A 22,943-nucleotide genomic window follows, 5' to 3' on the forward strand; every position below is an offset into this window, starting at 1 on the left:
GCATAGCCCGTTTCCGTGTAGTCAGCGGGGCAGGTGAGCTGGGATTCCTTCTACTCTTTCATCGAGAGAGCCGTGTAGTCACCCTGTAGTCAGCACTGACTACATGCGATGTAGTCACTTGGGAAGAGTATTTTCGTCCGACCGAAGAGTGATAGCTTTGACCTGCGGAAACGCAGTTCGGTTGTGCGCAACTGACTACATGGGTGAAAGGGGCGCCGACGGGGTGGGCCGCTCCCCGACCCAAGAGTGACAAATCCCGAGCGAAGAGTGATGGCAATGATCTGGGGAAATACACTCTAAAGCGAAGGAAGTGACTACATAGAACGCAATGTGGATCTACAAATGTCGCTCATCGTGCTAACGAAAATGTGCAAGAAGAGGCTGCAGTTACCCAACACTATTTCAGCGCAACCATGAGTTGCCCAATCTTACTGTTCACAAAGCTAGGATTATCAACATTCGAGTTATGCCCTGCTCCAGGTATCCACACGAGAGGGATCTTCTCGCCAGCAGCCCATTTACGGTTAAACACTTTCACATCGCCAGCATGGTCCTTCTCCCCGCAGAGCAAGAGCGCCGGACAGTCAATGTTGTAAGCGCGCCTAGATTCAACAGCATCGGCGAGCATCTTGTAGCCGTGCGCGGCGAGCTCCACATACTCCTCTTTGGCGTAGCTCTCGATGAAGGAACGCATGCCGGCCTTCCCCTGGGCGGTTGTTGCCACGCCCCACGATCCCAGCGCCTTCAGCCACGACCAGGGCACAAACTGGTACATCCCCTTGGTATGGCGCAGCGCTTTGACCTCCCACGTCGGGTAGTACTTCCTCTTGAGCGGCGCTGAATCAATGGAGACGAAGCCGGCAGCTTCTCTCGGATAGAGGTCGATGAACGCCTGTGCAACGTAGCCGCCGACCGACTGGCCCACAAGCACGAGGTCTTTGATGCTCTCAGCCTCCAAAATTGCGTGCAGAATACGGGCGCAATCGTCCATGGAGAAGTCAAGCGGATATGGGCGCGACTTCCCATGTGCAGGAGCATCCCATACCAGGCAGTTTGCCTTACCTGAGAAATACGCCATCTGTGCGTCGAACATGGTGTGGTCGGCAGTAAGACCAGGAAGAAATACAAGCCACGGTGCGTCCGTGTCAGCAGAAGCGTCTATCCAATAGAAGACATTGCCGCTGCTGGTGTGGTAAACGCGCTCATGCAAGGTTTGAGGCATGTTGAATCTTTCGCAATCAGGTTTTTAGCTGGACAGGCAGCCGTGGCGTCTTTGGCAGGTACTCGCTTGAGGACGACTAGATCTCCCAGACCGGGACAGCCTGAACGTCACGCGTCACGAAATAGGGTTCGTCGGTCTGGCAGACCACGTGCCCGAACCCGACCTCGTAATCAGAAAGACCTTCTAGGCAGCCGAAGTTCTTGACGGCATCGCCGCCAACGGTGGCGGCAGTCTTGACCTCAACGGGGTGCAGCACGTGCCCTTCCTGTATGACGAGGTCGATCTCGCGCTTCTTCGCATCGCGGTAGAACCACACGTCGCGAAGGTTGGCGCCTGCGTTCATGTAGCTCTTGAGCACCTCCGAGACGACGAACGTCTCGAAGACGTGACCGGCTACCGCCCCGTTGCGGAGCTGGTCGGGGGTGGTCCAGCGAGTGAGGTGGCACACGAGCCCCGTGTCCATGAAGAAGATCTTCGGGGTCTTGGTGAGGCGCTTGTCCACGTTCGGCCAGAACGGCTGGACGATTCTCACGATGTTCGAGGCCTGGAGCACCGAGAGCCATGCCTTGACTGTTTTATGGTCTACGTCGATTGCGTTTCCGATGTCGGTGGCATTGAAAAGCTGTCCCGATCTTGCAGCGCATGCGACCATGAAGCTGTAGAACTTCGCCTCGTCCTTCACGTTTATGAGGTCGCGGACGTCGCGTTCGAGGTATGAGGATACGTAATCCGAGTAGAAGGAGTCCCAATCCACGGAGTTATCCTGGAGCTCTGGCATAGAGCCCCTGTGGATGATGCTCCAGATATCCAAGTCCTCCACGTGTTTTGGCTTAGCAATTTGTGCCGGAACGTAGGGATGCGGGTTGTCCGCCGCCCCGATGTCCTCCCTCAGGCTGAGGGAGGACATCTCGAGAATCCTGATCCTGCCGGCCAGGGACTCGCTCACGCCCTTCATCAGATGGTACGTCTGCGACCCAGTGAGCACGATGCGGCCCCTCTGGTCGGATTGGTCGACAATCCACTTCACAGGGGAGAACAGCTCGGGCGCCCGCTGGACCTCGTCGATGATCAGAGGCAAGTCATGCGAATCAAAGAAGAGCACTGCGTCCTGCTTGGCCAGCAGGTAGTCGCGCGGGTTCTCCATCGAGACGTAGCTAAAGGTGTCCCCAAGGTGCTCTTTGAGCACCGTTGTCTTCCCGACCTGCCGTGCGCCGGTGACGAGGACCACCTTGCCCTGCGTGAGCATGGCGTCGATGGTCGACTCGATTTCGCGCCTGATGTACATGAGTTATCTCCTTTATCCGGAGGTAATTGTCTCATCTCGTATTAATGCGGTCAAATTTGGGAATATCATTCCCAAATTTGACCTATTCCCACTCGATCGTCGCGGGTGGCTTGGGCGTGACATCATACGCAACGCGATTGACGCCAGCTACCTCGCCTACGATGCGTCCGCTAATGCGACCCAGCACGTCATACGGCAACTTTGCCCAGTCAGCTGTCATTGCATCGCTTGACTCTACGGCACGTACAATCACAGGACGCGCATAGGTGCGCTCATCTCCCATCACGCCAACGCTCTTAATATCAGGCAGCACCGCAAAATATTGCCAGCAACTATGCTCGCTATTCCTCTCGCCCGTCTCCTCAAAAAGACGCGCATTGTACGCATCCAACTCCTCACGCACAATAGCATCGGCATCGCGCAGGATAGCCAGCTTTTCGGGTGTTACTTCGCCAATAATACGAATCGCCAAGCCGGGACCTGGGAAAGGCTGACGATACACCATATCCTCTGGCAGCCCCAAGCTCACACCCAACTCACGCACTTCATCCTTGAAGAAGTGATCGAGAGGCTCAATCAAATCAAAATGCACACCCTCAGGGAAGGGAATCAGATTGTGGTGACTCTTGATAGTGCTCGCCTTGCCGCCCGTCTTGCGCGCGCCACTCTCGATAATGTCGGGATAAATCGTGCCCTGTACCAGCATCTCAACATCGCCGATTTTCTTAGCCTCGTCAAAAAAGACCTTCCAGAACTCTATACCAATCAAACGACGCTTTTCTTCCGGCTCAGTGACACCAGCAAGCAGATCCGCATAGCGCTGCTCAGCATGTACATGTACCAGTGGCACATTAAACTGCTTGCGAAAGACCTGCTCGACCATTTCTGGCTCGCCTTTGCGCAACATTCCATGGTTTACAAAAACGCAAGTCAACTGATCCCCAATAGCGCGATGCACCAGCGCTGCCACCACCGAGGAATCTACGCCACCGGAAAGCGCCAAGATAACCTTACGCTCCCCCACCTCAGCGCAAATCTGAGCAACTTTTTGCTCAACAATATTATTCATTGTCCAATCGGCCGCCAAGCCACACACGTTAAAGAGGAAGTTCTCAAGCATCTGACGCCCATACTCGGTGTGGCGCACCTCGGGATGAAACTGCATGGCATACAGCTTGCGCTCAGGACACTCCATCATCGCCACGGAACATACATCCGTGTGTGCCGTCACCTCAAAACCCTCAGGCGCACGAACCACACAATCACGGTGGCTCATCCACACGGTCTGACCATCAACTGGCGTATCCGCAAGAATCGCCGAGCGACCATCACGCAACAACATCGCTGGACCATACTCACCTGTAGCCGCATGTCCAACCTCGCCACCCAGTTTGACTGCCATAACCTGCTCACCATAACAAAAGCCCAGTACAGGCACCCCAAGCTCAAAAATTGATGCATCCATATCTGGTGCATCTTTGGCATAAACAGAAGCAGGGCCACCGGACAAAATAATTGCCGAAGGCTTCATATCAGCAAGCTCAGAAGCGGAAATATCACAGGGAACAATTTCCGAATACACCTGCAAATCGCGCACGCGACGTGCAATGAGCTGACCATACTGAGCGCCAAAGTCCAGCACTGCAACCCACTGCTGAGGCTTGTTGTTTGCCATACTTCCTCCATTCCGACACGCCGTCTACGGGCGCAATTATTTCCACCTGCACATAATAGGGCTATTGAGACCGCATACCATGGAGTAGGAACGTAATATATATGTTCATCGTGAGGGGATATGCGTCTGCTGATACCATTACATGGTTAGGCTTTGCGCGGTTTATCTGCATCAACGGCTTTTTACGCGCATATGCTCGGACAAGCGACATGGGAGGCTGTTTTGTCTCGCAAACACAAGCAGCTTGATGCTACAGACACGGCGCAGGAGTATTCACGATCTGATGCCACCGCCAAATATATGAAAAAGAGACACAAGAGGACTCGTCGCCACGTTTTTGCAGTCGTTGCAGTGACGCTTGTAGTTTCGCTTTTTGCCTTTGTCGGCGTTGCTTGGGCTTATATCAATGGCATTAACTCCCGCCTTGCCCGCGGTGTTAGCCAGGATACCTTAAGCGCTCTAACCGAGGTACAAGATGGAGAGCCCTTCTACATCCTTCTGCTTGGTATCGACAAAGACCAGCATCGCGCCAATGGTACTGAATACGGCCCTTCCGATAGTAGCTATCGCTCTGACTCCATCATGCTCGCACGCGTTGACCCCAAAGAAATTAAAGTGACCCTAGTATCAATTCACCGCGATATTCTTGTCGATTTAGATGAATATGGTCAGCAAAAGATTAATGCTGCCTTTACCTTTGGCGGTGCCCCCTACTCCATCAAGACTATCGAGAAGCTTGCAGGCGTCAAGATTTCCCACTATGCCGAAGTTGACATGGATGGTTTGACAAAGGTTGTAGACACCGTTGGGGGCATTGACGTTGACTTACCTGTGGATGTAAAAGATTCCGAATACACTGGCATTGACCTTAAGAAAGGTCATCAGCACATCAACGGCAAGGAAGCAACGCTATTGTGTCGCGCACGCCATGCCTATGACGAGTACGGCGATGGTGACCGTTATCGTGCTGCCAACCAGCGCATGGTCATTGGAGCTGTAATTAAAAAAGTCTTGCGCAGCGACCCAGGCACAATGACTGCTGCGATTTCAAGCATGGCCGATATGGTTACTACCGATATGAATGTCAACTCTATCCTGGGTCTAGCTACCTCAATGTCCAATCTTGATGTAGACAAAAATGTGATGGGTGGTATGACCCCCACCACCTCTGATGATTCAACGGGCATCTGGTATGAGATTTTGGATGTTGAAGCATGGAAACACATGATGGAACGTGTTGACCAGGGACTAAGCCCCTACGACGGCAATAGCTACGACGATACCGCAGGTATTGCCGCAAAGATGGACAAAGGCGACTAGCCTCCAGACGCAAGCAAGACACCATCAAGAAAAGTGCGGTATACCTTGCGGTACTGCACTTTTTGTATACATACATGCCAGATAAGGTCTGTGTTGAGAGCTCAGCGCCTAGACGTTAAACATGAATTCCATTACGTCACCATCTTGGACGACGTAATCTTTGCCTTCCATGCGCATACGGCCCGCCTCGCGGGCACCGGCTTCACCGCCCAATGCAACATAATCGTCAAAGCTAATCGTACGCGCTTTAATAAAGCCACGCTCAAAGTCAGAATGGATAACGCTGGCAGCCTCGGGAGCCTTGGCGCCAATGCGTACAGTCCACGCTTTGACCTCCTTCTCACCAGCAGTGAAATAGCTATGCAGTCCCAGCAGACGATATGCTGCCTGAGCCAACGTCTCCAGTCCACTACGTTCCAAGCCCAGCGACTCAAGGTATTCAGCGGCCTCTGCCTCATCAAGCTCGGCAAGTTCTGCTTCTACCTCAGCACAGATGGGAATAGGTGTCTGTCCATTGATGGGGGCAGGTGTCTCAGCAACCTTGTCCTCATCGACGTTTGCCACATAAAGCATGGGCTTCATTGAGAGCAAAAACAGGTCATGTGCTGCAGCACGCTCTTCATCGCTCATATCAAGATCAGCCGCACGCTTGCCCTCGCCAAGCCAGTCTTGCAGGCGCTTTGCAATAGCAAGGTTGGGAGCCTTTTCTTTGTCGCGCTTTGCTTCCTTCTCAAGCTTGGGAATAGCGCGCTCAAGAGTCCCCAAATCGGCCAAGATGAGCTCTGTCTGGATGGTTTCCGCATCAGAAGCAGGGTCAACACGACCATCTACATGTACGACATCGGGATCAGAGAAATACCGTACAACCTCGCAGATAGCATCTGTATTGCGGATGTTGGAAAGAAACTGATTGCCTAATCCCTCGCCTACGTTTGCACCTTTAACCAGCCCTGCGATATCAACAAACTCAACGGTTGCTGGCACAATCCGTGCTGGATGCACAATATCTGCTAGCTTTTGTAAACGCTCATCGGGTACATCGACAATACCGACATTAGGGTCGATAGTTGCAAAGGGATAGTTTGCTGCAAGGCCGCCCTTCTTGGTCAAAGCGGTAAAAAGAGTTGACTTACCGACGTTGGGTAATCCCACGATGCCGATAGAAAGGGCCATGCTACTACTCCTTGTCTGTTCGCCCGCCTCTGCGGACACACTCCTTGTATGGTCTTTGCCAGACCCGTGCGATCAATCTAAGCTATTCCGACTTGCTCAACTCATCCGCAAAAGTCTCAAGCGCAGAAAGTCCCGTCTTTAACATCTTCTTACTCTTCTTTTTGGCAGCCTGAATCTGTGCCCTCTGTTTTGCCACTTGTTCGGCAGCAGGATCTGGCACAATCATCTCGCTTGAGTTAATGCGTTTCATCTCTAAGGCGTGTTCTGGACACACTTGCACGCACGCACCACAGTTAACGCAATAGGTGGGTTCCACCGAGAAATGCCCCGCTGCATCCAAACTGCAGGCACGAACAGGACAAACCTTAACGCAGTCACCACAAACCGTGCAACGCGATGCATCACATGCGGGGACTTCCCAAACCATCCTGTCAGCAAGTTCGGGATGGGACTGTAGCGTTGACAACACCAACTTGCGCTTTTGGGTAAGTTGACGGCGACGTAGCTCTTCATTTTTCATACCTGTGACCTGCTCAAGTGTGCGCTGCAAGGTATTAATCTGATTGCTACGCGCCTTGATACGATTGGCAACCGCCTGTACACCCGAAACTGCAGGATTACCAGCTGTAACTAGTGTTGTACCCGCCTGAGCCATACTACTAATAAACTGACGACGCTTGAATGCACGGCTCTGCTCATGAGTCATGTCGGCCTCGTCAACCTCAAGCCCCACGCTAAAAATTGAATGCTCTTCACCTTCTGCAATCGCTTCGGAATAATACTCTTCGCCCGTAACAGTACGACAGCGATCGCAAATGCCCAACGGCAGATAGACACTGATATTGGAATACTCTGCAAGCAAAGAAAACCACAGTTCCGAGGGTATAACACCCACACAGGGAAGCAGAACCTCATTGTCTTTGGGCAGACGCCCCAAGGCACGTGTGCAGGTCACATAGCAATCGTCATAGGTGCTTGCCACACGAGCAATTTCATCGTACAAATTACGCGCCATCTGGCGACGAGCAATAAATGCTTCGGTGGGACACGCAGCAATACAGAGTCCACACTTACGACAGTTATCCTCAACGATGACCTTCTTGCCATCATAGGTAATGGCTGCAACAGGACACACCCGAGCGCAGCGGTCACACACATCCTGACCATCAGAGGTCGAACGAAGGCAAGAGGGCAGGCTAATACGCGGTTTATCCTTGTAATCAGCGGGGTTGTAATGAGGAATCGCATCAGGATCGCCCATCAGCTGATCGGCAACATTGCCCAAAGGATTGCGAACAGCCTGAAAATTATCTTGCAGATCGATGATTTCATCAATCATGTCGCGCTCTTTAGCCATACCACTCCCCCTCTCACATAGCGTACGACAAAGAGTAATTGTAGCAGCGTAGAGGAAGTAAAAATGGCTGGGAACAACCTAGCCTTTGGTAAATCCAATAAGGATACCGCCCAGCGCAACCAAGGTCATCCCCGCAATTACCAGCTTGAGGCCTCGCGCAGAGCGACGTTCGTGCAGCAAAATCAAGCCTCCCAGCGTGGAAACAATGACATTTAGCTGAGAGAGTGTCCAGCCAACCGCTAGACCATTGAGTTGATTGGATATCAATACGCAGGCATTACCCGCAGCAAAAAAGGCTCCAGAACCAAGATTTTGCCAGGTCTTGCGTCCAAAAAGTGCTTCATCTGAGCCAAATAATTTCCACTTACACATAGGCAGACCAATTAATGCTGTTGTCACCACCATAAAGAGTGCCTGTGGAAAAAGCAGATCAAGCCCGTCAACAGCAAAAAGATTTCCTGATGCAGCATAACTCACGTAAAACGCCGAAGATGCAATAACAAGAAGAAGCCATGGGCGCCTGAGTTGCTCTGCTTGTCATTTTCAGCTTTGTCAGGACGTGATGAGAGAAAAACACCCAGAATAACCAGTACCAATGCAATGCAGCCCACCAACAACTGACCTTCGCGGCGCCACTCGCCCAAAAATAAGACACCCACCGCAGAGGCGCCAAGTAGTTGCAGACCGGTAGAAATTGGTGCTGCACGAGAGACGCCCAACGCGTCAAAGCTCTTGATAAGCAAAATCTCTGCAAAGCTCCAAGAAATGCCATTGACTGCTGCTGCCAACAACAAAGTTACAGACCACAGAGGAGGTCGCACTATCAACATCACAACTGAGACCGCGAGCGCAGCTAGCACCATACCCATCTGCTTGTTGGTAGCGTTGCCCCCGATAAGTTGCATTACTGGACCAATCATGCCAAAACCAAAAGCCGGTATCAGTCCCACAAGAAGTGCGAGCATCCATCCCCCATCTGCAACAGACAACAAAAGAACCTATAAGGATACAAAAAGAGACGCACCAGTAAACAACCACCAGCGCGTCTCCATTCGAAAAGTTTAGGCGTCCAAACGCTCAACACCATTACGCGTTACACGTGCATGGAATAGAGGAATCGCCTTGGGCTGCTCAGGACGAATATCCAAAGCAGAACGGAAGACACGCTCACCCTCATCACAAAGCTGTTCTGTCGCCGCATAAAGCGTTGCCAACACATCGCCTTCGGCGATAGCATCTCCGCTCTTCTTGGCCAGAACAATGCCCGCAGAATAATCGATGGAATCTTCCTTCTTGGCACGACCTGCACCAAGCGCAACAGAAGCGATGCCACAGCGCTCGGTATCCATTGCGTAGAGATAACCAGCTTCCTTGGCAAGAACCTCACGCTTGATGCGGGGTTCAACTAGCTGCTCAAAGGGATTATCAAGCAGTGCTGCATTGCCGCCTTGGGCAGCGACCATATCTTTGAACTTTGCCAAGCCGCAACCATTGGCAATCTGCTGACGTGCAAGCGCACGGCACTCTTCCATCTCGCCCTTGCCTGCAAGATAAAGCATGTTGCCTGCCAGCTCGATGCAGATATCGGTAAGGTCTTTGGGGCCCTTGCCCTGCAGCGTTGCAGCGGCTTCAGCCACTTCAAGAGCATTACCAATGCAATTGCCCAGAGGGCGACCCATATCGGTAATCATGGCAACCGTAGTACGACCCACATGCTCACCAATCTCAACCATAGCCTGTGCCAGCGTAATGGCGTCATCGACGGTCTTCATAAAGGCACCGCTACCACATTTAACGTCGAGCAAAATCTTGTCAGAACCAGCGGCAATCTTTTTGCTCATAATGCTCGAAGCAATGAGCGGCAGACTATCCACCGTTGCCGTAACGTCGCGCAGCGCATACAGCTTCTTATCGGCAGGAACAAGATTGCCCGTCTGACCAATGATGGCCACGCCAACCTTGCTGACAATCTCAACAAAACGGTCACGCTCAACCGAGGTTGAAAGACCAGGGATAGACTCCAACTTGTCTAAGGTGCCACCCGTATGACCCAAGCCTCGACCACTCATCTTTGCAGTCTTCACGCCTAGGGAGGCAACAAGAGGAGCAATGACCAGCGAGGTTTTGTCACCAACACCACCAGTAGAATGCTTATCTACCTTAATGCCAGGGATGTCAGAGAGATCAACAACATCTCCCGAAGCTACCATATCCATGGTCAGTGTCGCGGTCTCATGAGGTGTCATGCCACGGAAGTAAATAGCCATACACAATGCTGATGCCTGATAGTCAGGAATATCACCCGATACATAGCCATCAACAAAGAACTTGATCTGCTCGTCAGTTAGCTCTCCACCATTGCGTTTGGTCTCAATGATGTCGTACATCCTCATTGGGCATTCGCCTCCTTTTGCGCTGCCACCTCAAGATCTTGAGGTCCAAAACCCAATGGCAGCAAATCTTTTAATAGATACGTTTTGATTTCGCTCTCAGAGCATGCAAGCACAATCTCAAAGGTCTCGGGGTCACAAAACTCACGCATAACCTGGCGACACACGCCACAAGGAGCGCACCAATCGCTAATGGGCAAACCCGCTGCTCCGCCCACAATGGCGATAGCTGAAAATGTATTGCAACCCTCGCTCACCGCTTTGAAAAATGCTGTGCGCTCTGCACAATTGGTGGGGGTATAGGATGCATTTTCAATATTGCAGCCGTGCCACAAGCTGCCATCAGCACCCAGCAGCGCTGCCCCTACCGCAAAATGTGAATATGGCGTATATGCCTTTTCACGTGCAGCGATAGCTTCTTTAACTAAAGCCTGCTTGTCCATCTGCTACCTCCCAAACAAATACCCGTCCCGCCTAAGTGGCCGAGACGGGCAAGAATTCCTAAGCAAACTTCAACAGCTGATTCTAGGCAACGACCGCCCTTGCAGGAAGGGGGTGAGCAAGTGCGGCCGTGCCTTAGAATCACACTCGGAAGCCCCTGTGGTCTTAGCGACTACCCTTCAAATAGGGCACGCCATCTGCCTTGGGAGCAGCGGAGCGACCAACAAAGAGAACCAACACGATGATGGTCAGTACATAGGGCAGCATTGCCATAAGCTGGCTGGGGATAGCAATGCTTCCACCACCAAGAACCACGGTCAGAGCCTGAGCCAAGCCAAAGAGCAGGCAGGCACCATAAGCGCCGTGGGGCTTCCATTTACCAAAAATGACGGCGGCAAGTGCGATGAAGCCCTGGCCACTAATAGCTGTCTGGGTAAACTGAGAAACGATTGCGAGCGTGACGGAAGCGCCACCAAAACCAGCAAGCATGCCCGAAATCAACACGCAAATAAAACGCGTGCGTTCGACATTAATGCCCAGCGTATCAGCGGCTGCAGGGTGCTCGCCAACAGCACGAATACGCAGACCCCACTTGGTCTTGTATAGAACAAACCACATAATGAGAGCTGCAGCAAAACCCAAAGCAACTGTCACGTCAACATTGAGACTGGCATAAGGAGTGCCATTAAGTGCGCCTTCGCCAAAGAGCTTGGGTAAAGTAGTGCACACGGGCGTCATAGCTGCATTGTCAAAGAGACGACGGCAAAAGAACAGAGCAATACCAGGCGCCAGCAAGTTAATAGCAACACCGGATACGGTCTGATCAGCATGGAAGGTTACCGATGCACCCGCATGCAACAAGGCAATAGCAGCGCCAGCAATACCTGCCATCAAGAAGCCCAACCAAGGGTTGCCCGTGAAATACGAAACGGCAGAGGCGGTAAAAGCACCTACGACCATCATGCCTTCGATACCGATATTGACAACACCAGAGCGCTCGGAGATGACACCCGACAGAGAGCCAAAGACCAAAGGAGTGGAGTACATCAAAGTAATTCCGATAAGAAGCAACAAGCTATTAAGCATTTTCGGCCCCCTTTGGCTTGCGCTCGAGCCTGTCAGCAATCATGGGGACAATCTGCGAGAGTGCCATAAGGAACACAATCGTGCCAATCATGATGTTAATGATGTCAGATGGTGCACCCATAACCTGCTGAACACTCTGTCCACCATAGATGAGGCCACTGAAAAGCAAACCAGCAAAAATGCAGCCAATGGGCGAGGAACCAGCAATAAAGGCAACGGACAAGCCATTAAAGCCGTTGTTCTCAAAGGCGGCAAGCGTCGAGATATTATGGGGCTCAAGACCCGTCACAGACAACGCACCAGCAAGACCACAGAGAGCACCCGAGATAAGCATGCAGGTCACAATATTGCGATTAACATTGATGCCTGCAAACTGAGCGGCCTCGCGATTGAGACCAACAGCGCGCATCTCATAGCCAATCTTGGTGCGCTTAAGCAGCACGGCAATCAGAATGGCAGCGGCAACTGCAATGAGAATGCCGATATTGACGTCTGTCTTGACCAGCACTTCATAAAGCCAAGGTGTACCACTCAAGGCATTAAGACCTTCTTCCGAAAGTTTCCACTGAGGAAGGATCATCGTGTAACTGGAGGGATTCACTGGGAAGGTACTTGTAGACTCAGGCTGGTGGAAAGTCTGGGTGTTGACAACAAAGTTGCAGAGATAAAGGCTAATCCAGTTAAACATAATGCTGGTAATAACCTCATTAATACCAAACCTAGCTTTGAGCCAACCAACCGCAGCTCCGCCTAGGGCGCCGCCAAGGGTGCCTGCCAAGATAACCAGAGGAATCTGTAGCAAGGGTGGAAGATTAAAGGTCACGCCAACAATAACAGCACAGATCGTACCAAGGATATACTGCCCCTCAGCACCAATATTGAAAAGGCCTGTTTTGAAGGCAAAGGCAACAGCCGTGCCAGTCAGGATGATTGGCGTCGCCTTGATGATAACGTTAGAAATGTACTTGGGACGACCAATCATGCCATTAAACATGGCAGCAAAAGAAGGACCAGGTGCATATCCGGCAGCAGCCAGAACAATCGCTGCAATAATAAAACCTACAACAATTGCCAAAATCGAAGCGGCAATTGGCTTTCTCAGGAGCTTAACTATCGTTTTCATTTGTTGCCTCCTCCTGCCATCAGGAGACCAACCTGCTCCTCGGTGACCGTTCCCTGAGCAAAGCTGCCTACGATTTGGCCGTCATGAATAACAGCGATGGTGTCCGAAACGTCCATAACCTCATCGAGTTCGAGCGAGACAAGCAGAATTGCTGCACCACGATCACGCTCGCGAATCAGCGCCTTATGCACAAATTCGATAGCGCCAACATCGAGACCACGTGTAGGCTGTACCGCAACAAGCAAATCAGGCTCGCTAGAAACTTCGCGAGCAATAATGACTTTTTGCTGGTTGCCGCCCGAAAGACCAGATGCGGTGTGCGTCTCGCAGCCCTCAGGACGAATGTCATATTCTTCGATTAGGCCACGGGTGAACTCCTCAACTTTGGCAAGGTCAAGCATGATGCCATGACCAAACTGCTCTTCGTTGTGGCGTTCAAGAACTGCGTTTTCAGCAACAGTAAAGGGCAAAACCAAGCCCCAACGGTGACGATCAGAAGGTACCGTGGCAACACGGGTATCAATGGTCGTTTTTGGAGTGGTGTTTTGGATTTGCTTGCCCTTAATCTCGATGGTGCCTGCTTCAGCATGGACGAGATTATCGATAGCATCGACAAATTCCTTCTGGCCATTACCATCAATACCAGCAATACCCACGATTTCGCCAGCGCGTACATCAAGATTGAGGCCTTTAACAACCTCAATACCACGATCGTCCTTGACGTGTAGATCACGGATGGACAAGACAGTCTCACCAGGATTGGCAGGACCCTTATCAACAGACAGGTTGACATGGCGGCCAACCATCTTGGAAGCCAACTCAGTCTCGTTGGTCTTTGAGACATCAACGGTACCCATATAGCGACCACGACGAATGATGGTACATTCGTCAGCAGAAGACATAATCTCCTTGAGCTTGTGCGTGATGATAATGATGGTCTTACCCTTGCTTACCAAATCACGCATGATTTTGATGAGCTGCTCAATCTCCTGTGGAGTCAAAACTGCCGTCGGCTCATCCAAAATCAGAGTATCGGCACCACGATAGAGTGCTTTTAGAATCTCGACACGCTGCTGCATGCCGACAGTAATATCCTCAATTAATGCGTCAGGATCGACCTCGAGACCATACTCCTCGACAATCTTGACAACTTCTTGGCGTGCCTTGGCCATATCGAGTACGCCTGCGCCAGAGCAGACCTCTTCACCAAGGACGATATTTTCGGTAACTGTAAAGTTTTCTACCAGCATAAAGTGCTGGTGAACCATGCCAATGCCATGCTTGATGGCTTCGGTAGGACTAGTAATGCTGACCCTCTCACCGTTGAGAAAAACATCTCCTCCATCAGCCTGGTAGAGTCCATATAGGACATTCATGAGCGTGGACTTGCCAGCACCATTTTCTCCCAGGATTGCATGGATTGACTGCTTTTTCACGTCGAGGTCAACCCCGTCAAGGGCTCGGAATGACCCGAACACCTTGACTATGCCATGCATCTGCACAGCGTAATCTGGACTGACTTCCATGTTCTCCCCCTGCGACACATTCGACAAGCGGGGCACCTCGCACTATGTCCGAGGTGCCCCGCCCCAGCGTTACGAGCTATGACTTAAAGAGTCTTGATGTACTCGTCATAGGTCTCCTTGTTGAAAGGAGGCTTGATGTCGCCAGCTTTGATCTTATCGCCGAGTTCGATGGCTGCCTTGTAAACCTCGTCATCAATGAGCTTGTGCTCTTCAGGGATGCCTACGCAATCCTCAGAGAAGCCCAGGTCAATATTGGTGCCACCCTCAATGTCGCCAGCCTGAATCTTAGTGGAAACCTCAACGATAGCCTTGTCAACACGCTTCAGGGCAGAGCTAATGACATTGTCGGGAGCAAGGTAAGCCTGATCGCGGTCAACACCGATAGCAAACTTATTGGCTTCCTTAGCAGCCTCGATAACGCCTGCGCCAACGCCGCCTGCTGCGTGGAAGACTACATCGCAGCCACTGGAATACATCTTAGAAGCAATAGCCTTGCCCTTTGCGGAGTCAGAGAAGCTGTCAGCATACTGACCCTGGACCTCAACATTGGTGCCCTGCTCCTTGTTGGCATAAGCAACGCCAGCCTGATAACCATAATCAAACTGATCGATAACAACACCGGAGATACCGCCGACAAAGCCAACCTTGTTGGTCTTGGTGGTACGAGCGGCAATATAGCCCATGAGGAAAGAAGGCTCCTGAGCACGGAAGGTAACACCGATGAGGTTCTTGGGTGCATCCTCAAATGCATTGTCGATAACGGCAAACTGCACCTCAGGGTTGGTCTTTGCGGAGTGAGCAACAGCGTCAGCCATTGCAAAACCAATGCCCCAAACGAGGTTGGAACCATCGTCGACTGCCTTGTCGAGGTTGGTAGCGTAGTCGGATTCCTGCTTGGACTCAATATACTGAACGGTCCAGCCATTGTCCTTCTCCAGCTGCTGCAGGCCCTCCCAAGAGCTCTGGTTGAAGGATTGGTCAGAGACGCCACCTGTGTCGGTAACCATCTCGATCTTGTAGTCCTTGCCGCTCTTGCCAGCGTCAGCGGAACCAGCACCACCAGCGTTGCCGCCGCCGCATGCCGTCAGACCAGCGGTTACTGCGAAAGCCGCTGCGGTACCCAGAAAGTGCCTGCGCGAAATGTCCTGCATAGTAGTTCCCTTCTTTCTAAAACCTTACTTTGGGGCCCCAGCCCCCCAATATGATTTCCATGGGTTTTGCTTCCCATGTAAAGCCAAATATACGAACATCTGCGTCGCAGGGCAGACGCTCGAATGCAGCCAGCCGACCAGACCAGCTGTTGTAATCCCTTACTTCTCAGGAATAGCCAAAGACAAGGCAACCTCCATCATCTGTGTAAAGCTGGTCTGCCTCTCCTCAGCAGGAAGTGCCTCGCCAGACAACGGCAGGTCAGAGACGGTAAGCAAGCAGAGCGCGCGCTTCTTTGCATAGGCAGCGTTGAGATAGAGAGCCGCTGCTTCCATTTCGACAGCAAGAACGCCCATGGATGCCCAACGCTCGTTGACGGTAGGATCTGCATTGTAGAAAGCATCTGCAGACAGTACATTACCGACACGTGTAGGAACACCCAGTTCCTCGGCCTTGTTGACAGCACGACGGAGCAAATCGTAATCGGCAATAGGAGCATACGTACCTGGCATGTTGAACTGTGCCGCGTAGTTGGAATCGGTGCAGGCTCCCATACCAATTACCAAGTCACGAAGCTGCACACCCTCAGCAAGACCACCCGCGCTACCAATGCGAATAATCTGATCAACATCGTAGAAGTTAAAAAGCTCGTAGGTATAAATACCTACGGAAGGAATGCCCATACCGCCACCCATAACCGAGACAGGCTGTCCCTGGTAGGTGCCCGTGAACCCAAGCATATTACGAACGGTATTAAAGCAGGTCATATCCTCAAGATAGTGCTCTGCCACATACTGTGCGCGCAGGGGGTCACCCGGCATAAGGACGGTCTTTGCAATCTGACCCTCAAGGGCAGCATTGTGCGGAGTCGGTACATTAGGCATTATCAGCAACCTCCAAGATATCGCTCAAACGAGACGTGCCATTTTCAAGAGCAGGAACACCCAGGTAGTCAAGAACAGTGGCAGAAACATCAGCAAACGTAGTGCTGGTACCAAGGTTGGCACCAGGACGCACCTGAGGGCCTGCGATAACCCAAGGTACATACTCGCGGGAATGGTCAGTTGAAGGTGTCACAGGATCACAGCCGTGGTCAGCGGACACCATAAAGAGATCGCCTTCGCGAAGTTTGCCAAGAATGGTCGGCATATGCTCATCAAAATAAGCCAGCGCCTTGGCATAACCATCAACATCGTTGCGGTGACCATAAATCATGTCGGTATCAACAAGGTTGACAAAGCAAAGGCCCTCAAAGTCGCGATCAAGCAGTTCGATAGTGCGGTCGATACCCTCGGGATTGCCCGTAGTAGGGATGGACTCTTTGATGCCACGGTGAGCAAAAATGTCATAAATCTTGCCAACAGAGATAACGTCAACGCCAGCCTTGGTCAGAGCATCGAGCATAGTCTCGCCCGTAGGCTCCAGCGAGAAGTCATGACGACGCGGGGTTCTGGTGTAGGAGCCTTCCTCACCAATAAAGGGACGAGCAATAACACGGGCAACTGCATGCTTGCCAGTCAAAATCTTGCGAGCAATGCGGCAATATTCATAGAGCTGCTCGCAGGAAACAACATCCTCGTGTGCAGCAATCTGGAAGACACTGTCAGCAGAGGTGTAGACAATCAGCGAGCCAGTCTCAACCATCTCGCGGCCATAGTCACGAATAACATCCGTGCCAGAATAGGGCTTGTTGCAGAGAACCTTACGGCCAGTCTGGCGCTCAAATTCCTCAATAATCTCTGCAGGAAAACCATCAGGATAGGTCGGGAAACGCTCAGGTGAAATAACGCCTGCAAGTTCCCAGTGACCAACAGTGGTGTCCTTGCCCTTGGAAGCCTCACGCAGGCGACCAAATGCGCCGGTAGGTGCATCAACAGGCTTAAGATCTACGTCATAGACGGAATCAAGCGCACCATCGATATTAAACAAGCCAAGCTTTTGAAGATTGGGCATGGAGAAGTGGGGGCTGGTTGCGCATGCACAAAGAGTATTGCTGTCCTCGTCACCGTACTCTGGAGCATCAGGCTCTTCGCCAATGCCAAAGCTATCCAGCACAACAATAAAGACCCTCTTCTTCATCCAATCACCTTGCCCTCAGATTTTGTCGTGACATATGTCCACTTGCAGAAATTGATACGACCTATAAAGCATATGTTTACTTACGCGTTTCTTCTACATTTCTCAAGTAGAAGGTAGGTTTTTCCCAGTAAGTGGTTGTTTAAGCGAGATTTTTTGATACAGCACGCGAAAATATACGGCATTTAAGCAGGTGCAAGGCTTATCTTAATACTTGTTAAGAGCTTTATTTACTTAGCAATTGTGAGCGCTACTTTTCCATTTCTTTTCTCATATTTTTTGCTTTATGATAATACCCGTTTAGAGTACTAATCATTTGTTTATCTCTGGAGGATAAATGATCACCGAACGCGAGCGTCAAATTTTGGGTTGGATACGCGAGAATCCCTCAATTACGCAAAAAGAATTAGCGGAGAAAGCTCAAATCTCCCGCTCGTCGGTGGCGGTCCATATCTCCAATCTGATGCGTAAAGGTGCCATTCGCGGGCGCCGTTATATTCTTGAGGAAAGTCCCTATATCGTTTCTATTGGTGCATCTCGCGTGGACGTGATTGGCTGGCCAGAGATGCAACACACGCTAAGCTCGGGCGATAATGGCTCAGACAGCCATCGAGGCATCGTGCGCACCGTTGTTAGTGGCACTGCTCATAACATTGCTCAAACTTTGGCACATCTTGACTGCCCTGTACGCTTGGTGTCTGTTTTTGGTGGTGACGACGAGGGTGAGCGCCTTATTGCCTCTTGCAAACGTGACGGTATCGACATAAGCGAATCCATGACGGCACGCGGCATGGAATCCGCTTCCAACGTTTTTTTAACTCGCCCTGATGGTACACGACAGCTTGTTCTCAGCGATTCAAAGGCATTTGATTTGCTCTCCCCCGACTACTTGGCAGAGCATCTTGCCACCATTAATCGAGCAGCAATCTGTATTGTTGAATCATCAGTACCGCAGGCCTCACGAGATTTTTTGTGGAAAAGCGTGCAAGTACCCATGGCGTATGTGTCATCTACCAGCAGAAATGGTATTCCCACAGAGGCAGATTTGTCACGCCCAGACCTCGTTAAGATTGACATTTCTACACTCGAAGCGCTTGTAGAGCGCATATTACCCAGCCTTATGGAGATAAAAATAGCAAGCTCTGAGGTATTGGCGCGTGGGCCTCGCGCAGTATTTGTATCGCTTGAGGACGGCGGATTGTTCTGCTTGGGCCAAGGCGAAGAAGCACATTTGCCCTGGGTAGGAGGTCCACTGCCACCCTCAGGAGAATTCCAAGATGCTTTGTCTGCCAGCATTATCTGGGGCTGGATCCAAGGATTTACGGCAAAAAAATGCGCCCAAGCAGGACTCGTAGCTGCTGCTTATCACGCTAACGCACGGGGTGCGACACGCGTAACACTTGACAGCAAAAGCTTGCGAGCCCGCTTGGGCGCAGAATCAGACTAGCTAGGGTTTAGCTTACGATTGCGATGCTTGCGCTTGTACCCAGACGATCAGCACCAGCTTCGACCATAGCCAAAGCCTCCTGCTGATTGTGGATGCCGCCAGCAGCCTTAATCTTGCAAGCGTCGCCTACGGTCTCGCGCATCAGGCGAACATCCTCAATGGTAGCGCCGCCTGTGCTAAAGCCGGTGCTTGTCTTGACAAAGGCAGCGCCAGCCTTGACGCAGTCCTGGCAGGCGCGCACGATTTGATCGTGATCAAGCAGGCAGCACTCAAGAATGACCTTAACGGGGTGGCCCTCAGCAGCCTTGACAACCTCAGTAATGTCATTGATAACGTACTCGTCATCGCCATCAATAAGTTTGCCTACGTTGATAACCATATCAATCTCGGCAGTGCCATCCAGCACCGCCTGGTGAGCCTCAGCAGCCTTGCCAGCAGTAGTCGCAGCACCCAGAGGGAAGCCAATGCAGGTGGTAACGCCTACGCCAGAATCACCCAAACGCTCAACAGCAAACTTGGTCCAGCAACCGTTGATAGAAACGGTGGCAAACTTGTACTCCATAGCCTCATCGCAGAGCTTGGCAAGATCTGCCTGAGTTGCATTGGCCTTAAGATTGGTGTGATCGATGCGCTCGTGAAGTTCCATACTTCTCTCCTTTTTCTCTGGTGGTATCGTGACGCGAGATTGTAGCGCCGACTAACAATGTACCGCCCCAATCCCCGTCAAACCTTCATGCAAATCAAAAGCAATCCTGCGCGAGCGGTACTATTTCACTCGCGAACGGTAGACCGCCTCAGCTTACTTTGACGTTTTGCTTATCCGACAAAATATTATCTAAAAAGGTCACCTATCCATCGTCTTAACTCGCACGGCTCTGCTTGCCAAACGCCACGTTCTGTTTCAGATTGCACGACCCTGCTTGTCAAAAGCCACATATCATTTCAACCAACACGGCCCTGCTTGCCAAAAGCCACACATCATTTCAACCTGCACTGCCCTGCTTGTCAAACGCCACATTCTGTTTCATTCGGGGCTGCTCTGCTTGCCAAAAGCCACGTTCTATTTCAGAAAAAATGTCAAAAGCAACGTTCTGTTTCAAAAGGCCTGACGTTTGTGCAGGTAAATTTTTTGGGCGTGAAGAGATATGTGGCTTTTGGCAAAAAAAGTGAAGTAGAACGTGGCGTTTGGCGATTTCTCACTCCACACCAAAAGGATTCCTCTTTGCTGTGGCCAAGCAGAGCGCAGCTAGATGGCTAAGCAGAGCATAGCTAGATGACCAAGCAGAACACAGCTAGGCAACCAAGCAAAGCAGAGCCAGTCGCGGCACACAAGACATCATACAAAACGCCCCCGCAAATGAGCTGCACCCCGAATCTTAGACGCAGGAAACACGTCAAAAATCCGAAGACGCAGCTCAGGTGCAGGGGCGCAAGCATTGCTCGATAATACGAACAATTTTGAACCGCTAAGGCGATTGCATCTCGCTAGATGGCTTAATACATGCCGCCACCCTGGCCACCAGCTGCAGCAGCACGAGAAATGGCTTCCTCAATAGAGGTGTCCTTGGGCTCATCAGAAACGGTAGCCTCGGTGATGAGAATCAGGGATGCAACAGAAGCAGCGTTCTGCAGCGTGGTGCGGGTAACCTTGACAGGGTCAAGGACGCCCATCTCAACCATGTTGCCGTAGGTGCCATTTGCGGAGTCAAGACCCTCGCCCTCAGGCAGTGACTTAATCTTCTCAACCACAACGGAACCCTCAAAGCCAGCATTGGCAGCAATGGTGCGTACAGGAGCTGCAAGTGCCTTGCGAATGATGTCAACGCCAATTTGCTCGTCAGCATCTACGGTCTCAACGGTATCAAGAGCCTTGGTTGCCTGCAGGAAAGCAACGCCGCCACCTGCGACAATGCCCTCCTCAACAGCTGCACGAGTGGCCTGGAGAGCATCCTCAATGCGGTGCTTGACCTCCTTGAGCTCAACCTCGGTGGCAGCGCCAACCTTGATAACTGCAACACCACCGGAGAGCTTGGCCAGACGCTCCTGGAGCTTCTCGCGGTCAAAATCAGAAGTAGTGTTCTCAATCTCGTTCTTAATCTGAGCAACGCGCTCGTCGATGGCCTCCTTGGAGCCAGAGCCGCCAACGATAGTGGTGTTGTCCTTGGTAATCTTGACGGACTTAGCGCGACCGAGCATCTCGGCAGTAACATCAGAAAGGGTGACGCCGAGCTCTTTCATAGCAACCTGACCGCCAGTAAGTACAGCGATGTCCTCAATCATGCGCTTACGACGATCACCGTAGCCAGGAGCCTTGACAGCTGCAACCTGGAGAGCGCCACGAATCTTGTTGAGGATCAGCGATGCCAGAGCTTCACCGTCAACGTCCTCGGCAATAATAAGCAGAGGGCTGCCAGACTTTGCAACTGCCTCGAGAATAGGCATGACATCCTGGACATTGGAGACCTTCTGATCGGTCAGCAGAATGTAAGGATTCTGCAGCTCAGCGGTCATGGTATCCTGCTCAGTTGCAAAGTACGGAGAGATGTAGCCCTTGTCGAACTGCATACCCTCAACAGTGTCGATATCGATACCAAAGGTCTGAGATTCATCAACAGTGATAACGCCGTCCTTGCCAACAACCTCCATTGCGTCGGCAATCTTGGCACCAATCTGGGGATCGCCAGCAGAAATGGTACCAACGGAAGCAATCTGCTTCTTGGTGGAGACGTCCTGCGCGGAACCCTTCATCTGCTCAACAGCGGCTGCAACTGCTTTGTCAATACCACGACGAATAGCAATGGGATTTGCACCAGCTGCAACATTGCGAAGGCCCTCATTAACGATAACCTGTGCAAGCAGAGTTGCGGTGGTGGTACCGTCACCAACGGTGTCATTAGTCTTGGTAGCAACCTCTTTTACCAGCTGAGCACCCATGTTCTCAATGGGGTCCTTAAGCTCAATCTCCTTGGCAACAGAAACACCATCGTTGGTAATGGTGGGGGCGCCGTAGCTACGCTGAAGTGCGACATAGCGACCCTTGGGGCCAAGGGTTGTGGTAACTGCATCGGCAAGAGTGTTGACACCCTTGGCGAGCTTGGCACGCGCATCGGTGCCGAAGGTAATATCCTTTGCCATTGTTTTTCCTCCTTGTAGGAATACTCAATCAAAAAGCTTTGCTCTGCTTGTAAGTAGAGCAGCTACTAAACGAGCTACTTACTCGCTAATAATGGCGTAGATGTCGTCAGCACGGAGCAGCAGGAAATCCTCGCCATCAATCTTGACGTCGTTGCCGCCAAACTTGCCGTAGTAAACCTCATCGCCCTTCTGGACATCCATGGGAATGCGATTGCCATTCTGGTCGCGCTTGCCCTCACCCACAGCAATAACCTGACCACGCTGAGGCTTTTCCTGTGCGCCAGAGCTGATGTAGAGGCCAGAGGAAGTCTTCTCCTCCTTGGGAGCGGGCTTGACGAGAACGCGATCACCCAGCGGCTTCAATGTCATGATTAAAACCTCCTTCTGCGCCATGCGGCGCCTGTTTGCGAGCGGTGCGGGCCAAGCCCGCCGTTCTTAACTGCCAACGCTAGGAATAATACCCAGATATGCAAAATATAACAACGGAATTGGAAAAAAATCTGCTATCGACACACTTAGGTTTATTGAGTGTGTTTCA

General features: G+C 51.6%; 18 protein-coding genes and 1 pseudogene. 2 read left to right on the forward strand and 17 right to left on the reverse strand.

All coding sequences use genetic code 11. The annotated features are described in order from the left end of the window. Positions 1–397: 397 nt before the first annotated feature. From ACO5JD_RS08340 to guaA, 3 genes are all read right to left on the reverse strand, one after another. Positions 398–1,222, reverse strand: a complete 825-nt coding sequence (locus tag ACO5JD_RS08340) for an alpha/beta fold hydrolase (protein WP_484989096.1) — start codon at positions 1,220–1,222, stop codon at positions 398–400. A gap of 76 nt (positions 1,223–1,298) precedes the next feature. Then, positions 1,299–2,507, reverse strand: coding sequence for an ATP-binding protein (locus ACO5JD_RS08345; protein WP_484989098.1), 1,209 nt, complete (start codon positions 2,505–2,507; stop codon positions 1,299–1,301). 82 nt (positions 2,508–2,589) lie between these two features. Beyond that, the gene (gene guaA / locus ACO5JD_RS08350) at positions 2,590–4,182 is read right to left on the reverse strand and encodes a glutamine-hydrolyzing GMP synthase (protein ID WP_484989100.1); all 1,593 of its coding nucleotides are present in this window, start codon (positions 4,180–4,182) and stop codon (positions 2,590–2,592) included. A gap of 222 nt (positions 4,183–4,404) precedes the next feature. Between guaA and ACO5JD_RS08355 the strand changes: the two genes are divergently transcribed. After that, the gene (locus tag ACO5JD_RS08355) at positions 4,405–5,502 is read left to right on the forward strand and encodes an LCP family protein (RefSeq protein ID WP_484989102.1); all 1,098 of its coding nucleotides are present in this window, start codon (positions 4,405–4,407) and stop codon (positions 5,500–5,502) included. A gap of 108 nt (positions 5,503–5,610) precedes the next feature. On the opposite strand, the gene ychF is transcribed toward ACO5JD_RS08355, so the two are convergent. The 11 genes and pseudogenes from ychF to ACO5JD_RS08410 all read right to left on the reverse strand — a co-directional run bounded on the left by ychF (position 5,611) and on the right by ACO5JD_RS08410 (position 17,826). Beyond that, positions 5,611–6,675 (reverse strand): redox-regulated ATPase YchF, encoded by a 1,065-nt coding sequence (ychF, locus tag ACO5JD_RS08360; protein WP_484989104.1) that lies wholly within the window; start codon positions 6,673–6,675, stop codon positions 5,611–5,613. 82 nt (positions 6,676–6,757) lie between these two features. Next, entirely contained in the window at positions 6,758–8,032 is a 1,275-nt protein-coding gene (locus ACO5JD_RS08365) for a 4Fe-4S binding protein (RefSeq protein ID WP_484989106.1), read from the reverse strand. A gap of 78 nt (positions 8,033–8,110) precedes the next feature. Beyond that, positions 8,111–8,997: pseudogene (locus tag ACO5JD_RS08370) on the reverse strand (GRP family sugar transporter). 96 nt (positions 8,998–9,093) lie between these two features. Continuing rightward, a complete protein-coding gene (locus ACO5JD_RS08375) occupies positions 9,094–10,425 on the reverse strand; it encodes a pyrimidine-nucleoside phosphorylase (RefSeq protein WP_484989108.1) in 1,332 nt (443 codons plus the stop codon). Next, positions 10,422–10,865: a cytidine deaminase gene (locus ACO5JD_RS08380; protein ID WP_021626839.1), complete on the reverse strand. Its 444-nt coding sequence runs from the start codon at positions 10,863–10,865 to the stop codon at positions 10,422–10,424. Before ACO5JD_RS08380 ends, ACO5JD_RS08375 begins: the two co-directional genes overlap by 4 nt. Before the next feature lie 163 nt (positions 10,866–11,028). Next, a complete protein-coding gene (locus ACO5JD_RS08385) occupies positions 11,029–11,949 on the reverse strand; it encodes an ABC transporter permease (protein WP_021626840.1) in 921 nt (306 codons plus the stop codon). Beyond that, positions 11,942–13,072 carry an ABC transporter permease gene (locus ACO5JD_RS08390; protein ID WP_484989110.1) on the reverse strand — a complete coding sequence of 377 codons (1,131 nt, stop codon included), beginning with the start codon at positions 13,070–13,072 and terminating at the stop codon, positions 11,942–11,944. Before ACO5JD_RS08390 ends, ACO5JD_RS08385 begins: the two co-directional genes overlap by 8 nt. Then, a complete protein-coding gene (locus ACO5JD_RS08395) occupies positions 13,069–14,598 on the reverse strand; it encodes an ABC transporter ATP-binding protein (protein WP_484989112.1) in 1,530 nt (509 codons plus the stop codon). The genes ACO5JD_RS08390 and ACO5JD_RS08395 overlap by 4 nt, the downstream gene beginning before the upstream one ends. Positions 14,599–14,681: 83 nt before the next feature. Then, positions 14,682–15,749 (reverse strand): BMP family lipoprotein, encoded by a 1,068-nt coding sequence (locus ACO5JD_RS08400; RefSeq protein ID WP_484989114.1) that lies wholly within the window; start codon positions 15,747–15,749, stop codon positions 14,682–14,684. 159 nt (positions 15,750–15,908) lie between these two features. Continuing rightward, positions 15,909–16,631 (reverse strand): purine-nucleoside phosphorylase, encoded by a 723-nt coding sequence (gene deoD, locus ACO5JD_RS08405; RefSeq protein WP_484989116.1) that lies wholly within the window; start codon positions 16,629–16,631, stop codon positions 15,909–15,911. After that, complete coding sequence (locus tag ACO5JD_RS08410) at positions 16,624–17,826, reverse strand: phosphopentomutase (RefSeq protein ID WP_484989118.1); 1,203 nt, start codon at positions 17,824–17,826, stop codon at positions 16,624–16,626. The genes deoD and ACO5JD_RS08410 overlap by 8 nt, the downstream gene beginning before the upstream one ends. 334 nt (positions 17,827–18,160) lie before the next feature. Between ACO5JD_RS08410 and ACO5JD_RS08415 the strand changes: the two genes are divergently transcribed. Continuing rightward, on the forward strand, positions 18,161–19,270 hold the full coding sequence (locus tag ACO5JD_RS08415; protein WP_484989120.1) for a PfkB family carbohydrate kinase: 1,110 nt from the start codon (positions 18,161–18,163) through the stop codon (positions 19,268–19,270). A gap of 7 nt (positions 19,271–19,277) precedes the next feature. Here ACO5JD_RS08415 and deoC read toward each other — a convergent pair whose 3' ends face one another. From deoC to groES, 3 genes are all read right to left on the reverse strand, one after another. After that, on the reverse strand, positions 19,278–19,916 hold the full coding sequence (deoC, locus tag ACO5JD_RS08420) for a deoxyribose-phosphate aldolase (RefSeq protein WP_484989122.1): 639 nt from the start codon (positions 19,914–19,916) through the stop codon (positions 19,278–19,280). A gap of 848 nt (positions 19,917–20,764) precedes the next feature. After that, entirely contained in the window at positions 20,765–22,405 is a 1,641-nt protein-coding gene (gene groL / locus ACO5JD_RS08425; protein ID WP_484989124.1) for a chaperonin GroEL, read from the reverse strand. 78 nt (positions 22,406–22,483) lie between these two features. Beyond that, positions 22,484–22,774, reverse strand: a complete 291-nt coding sequence (gene groES / locus ACO5JD_RS08430) for a co-chaperone GroES (RefSeq protein ID WP_035438972.1) — start codon at positions 22,772–22,774, stop codon at positions 22,484–22,486. Positions 22,775–22,943 lie beyond the last annotated feature (169 nt).

Source organism: Olegusella sp., assembly GCF_057238325.1.

Excerpts from the sequence above, each read along its gene's own strand:
- ACO5JD_RS08340 (WP_484989096.1), bottom strand. The coding sequence starts at position 1,222 with ATGCCTCAAACCTTGCATGAGCGCGTTTACCACACCAGCAGCGGCAAT.
- ACO5JD_RS08345 (WP_484989098.1), bottom strand. The coding sequence starts at position 2,507 with ATGTACATCAGGCGCGAAATCGAGTCGACCATCGACGCCATGCTCACG.
- guaA (WP_484989100.1), bottom strand. The coding sequence starts at position 4,182 with ATGGCAAACAACAAGCCTCAGCAGTGGGTTGCAGTGCTGGACTTTGGC.
- ychF (WP_484989104.1), bottom strand. The coding sequence starts at position 6,675 with ATGGCCCTTTCTATCGGCATCGTGGGATTACCCAACGTCGGTAAGTCA.
- ACO5JD_RS08365 (WP_484989106.1), bottom strand. The coding sequence starts at position 8,032 with ATGGCTAAAGAGCGCGACATGATTGATGAAATCATCGATCTGCAAGAT.
- ACO5JD_RS08375 (WP_484989108.1), bottom strand. The coding sequence starts at position 10,425 with ATGAGGATGTACGACATCATTGAGACCAAACGCAATGGTGGAGAGCTA.
- ACO5JD_RS08380 (WP_021626839.1), bottom strand. The coding sequence starts at position 10,865 with ATGGACAAGCAGGCTTTAGTTAAAGAAGCTATCGCTGCACGTGAAAAG.
- ACO5JD_RS08385 (WP_021626840.1), bottom strand. The coding sequence starts at position 11,949 with ATGCTTAATAGCTTGTTGCTTCTTATCGGAATTACTTTGATGTACTCC.
- ACO5JD_RS08390 (WP_484989110.1), bottom strand. The coding sequence starts at position 13,072 with ATGAAAACGATAGTTAAGCTCCTGAGAAAGCCAATTGCCGCTTCGATT.
- ACO5JD_RS08395 (WP_484989112.1), bottom strand. The coding sequence starts at position 14,598 with ATGGAAGTCAGTCCAGATTACGCTGTGCAGATGCATGGCATAGTCAAG.
- ACO5JD_RS08400 (WP_484989114.1), bottom strand. The coding sequence starts at position 15,749 with ATGCAGGACATTTCGCGCAGGCACTTTCTGGGTACCGCAGCGGCTTTC.
- deoD (WP_484989116.1), bottom strand. The coding sequence starts at position 16,631 with ATGCCTAATGTACCGACTCCGCACAATGCTGCCCTTGAGGGTCAGATT.
- ACO5JD_RS08410 (WP_484989118.1), bottom strand. The coding sequence starts at position 17,826 with ATGAAGAAGAGGGTCTTTATTGTTGTGCTGGATAGCTTTGGCATTGGC.
- ACO5JD_RS08415 (WP_484989120.1), top strand. The coding sequence starts at position 18,161 with ATGATCACCGAACGCGAGCGTCAAATTTTGGGTTGGATACGCGAGAAT.
- deoC (WP_484989122.1), bottom strand. The coding sequence starts at position 19,916 with ATGGAACTTCACGAGCGCATCGATCACACCAATCTTAAGGCCAATGCA.
- groL (WP_484989124.1), bottom strand. The coding sequence starts at position 22,405 with ATGGCAAAGGATATTACCTTCGGCACCGATGCGCGTGCCAAGCTCGCC.
- groES (WP_035438972.1), bottom strand. The coding sequence starts at position 22,774 with ATGACATTGAAGCCGCTGGGTGATCGCGTTCTCGTCAAGCCCGCTCCC.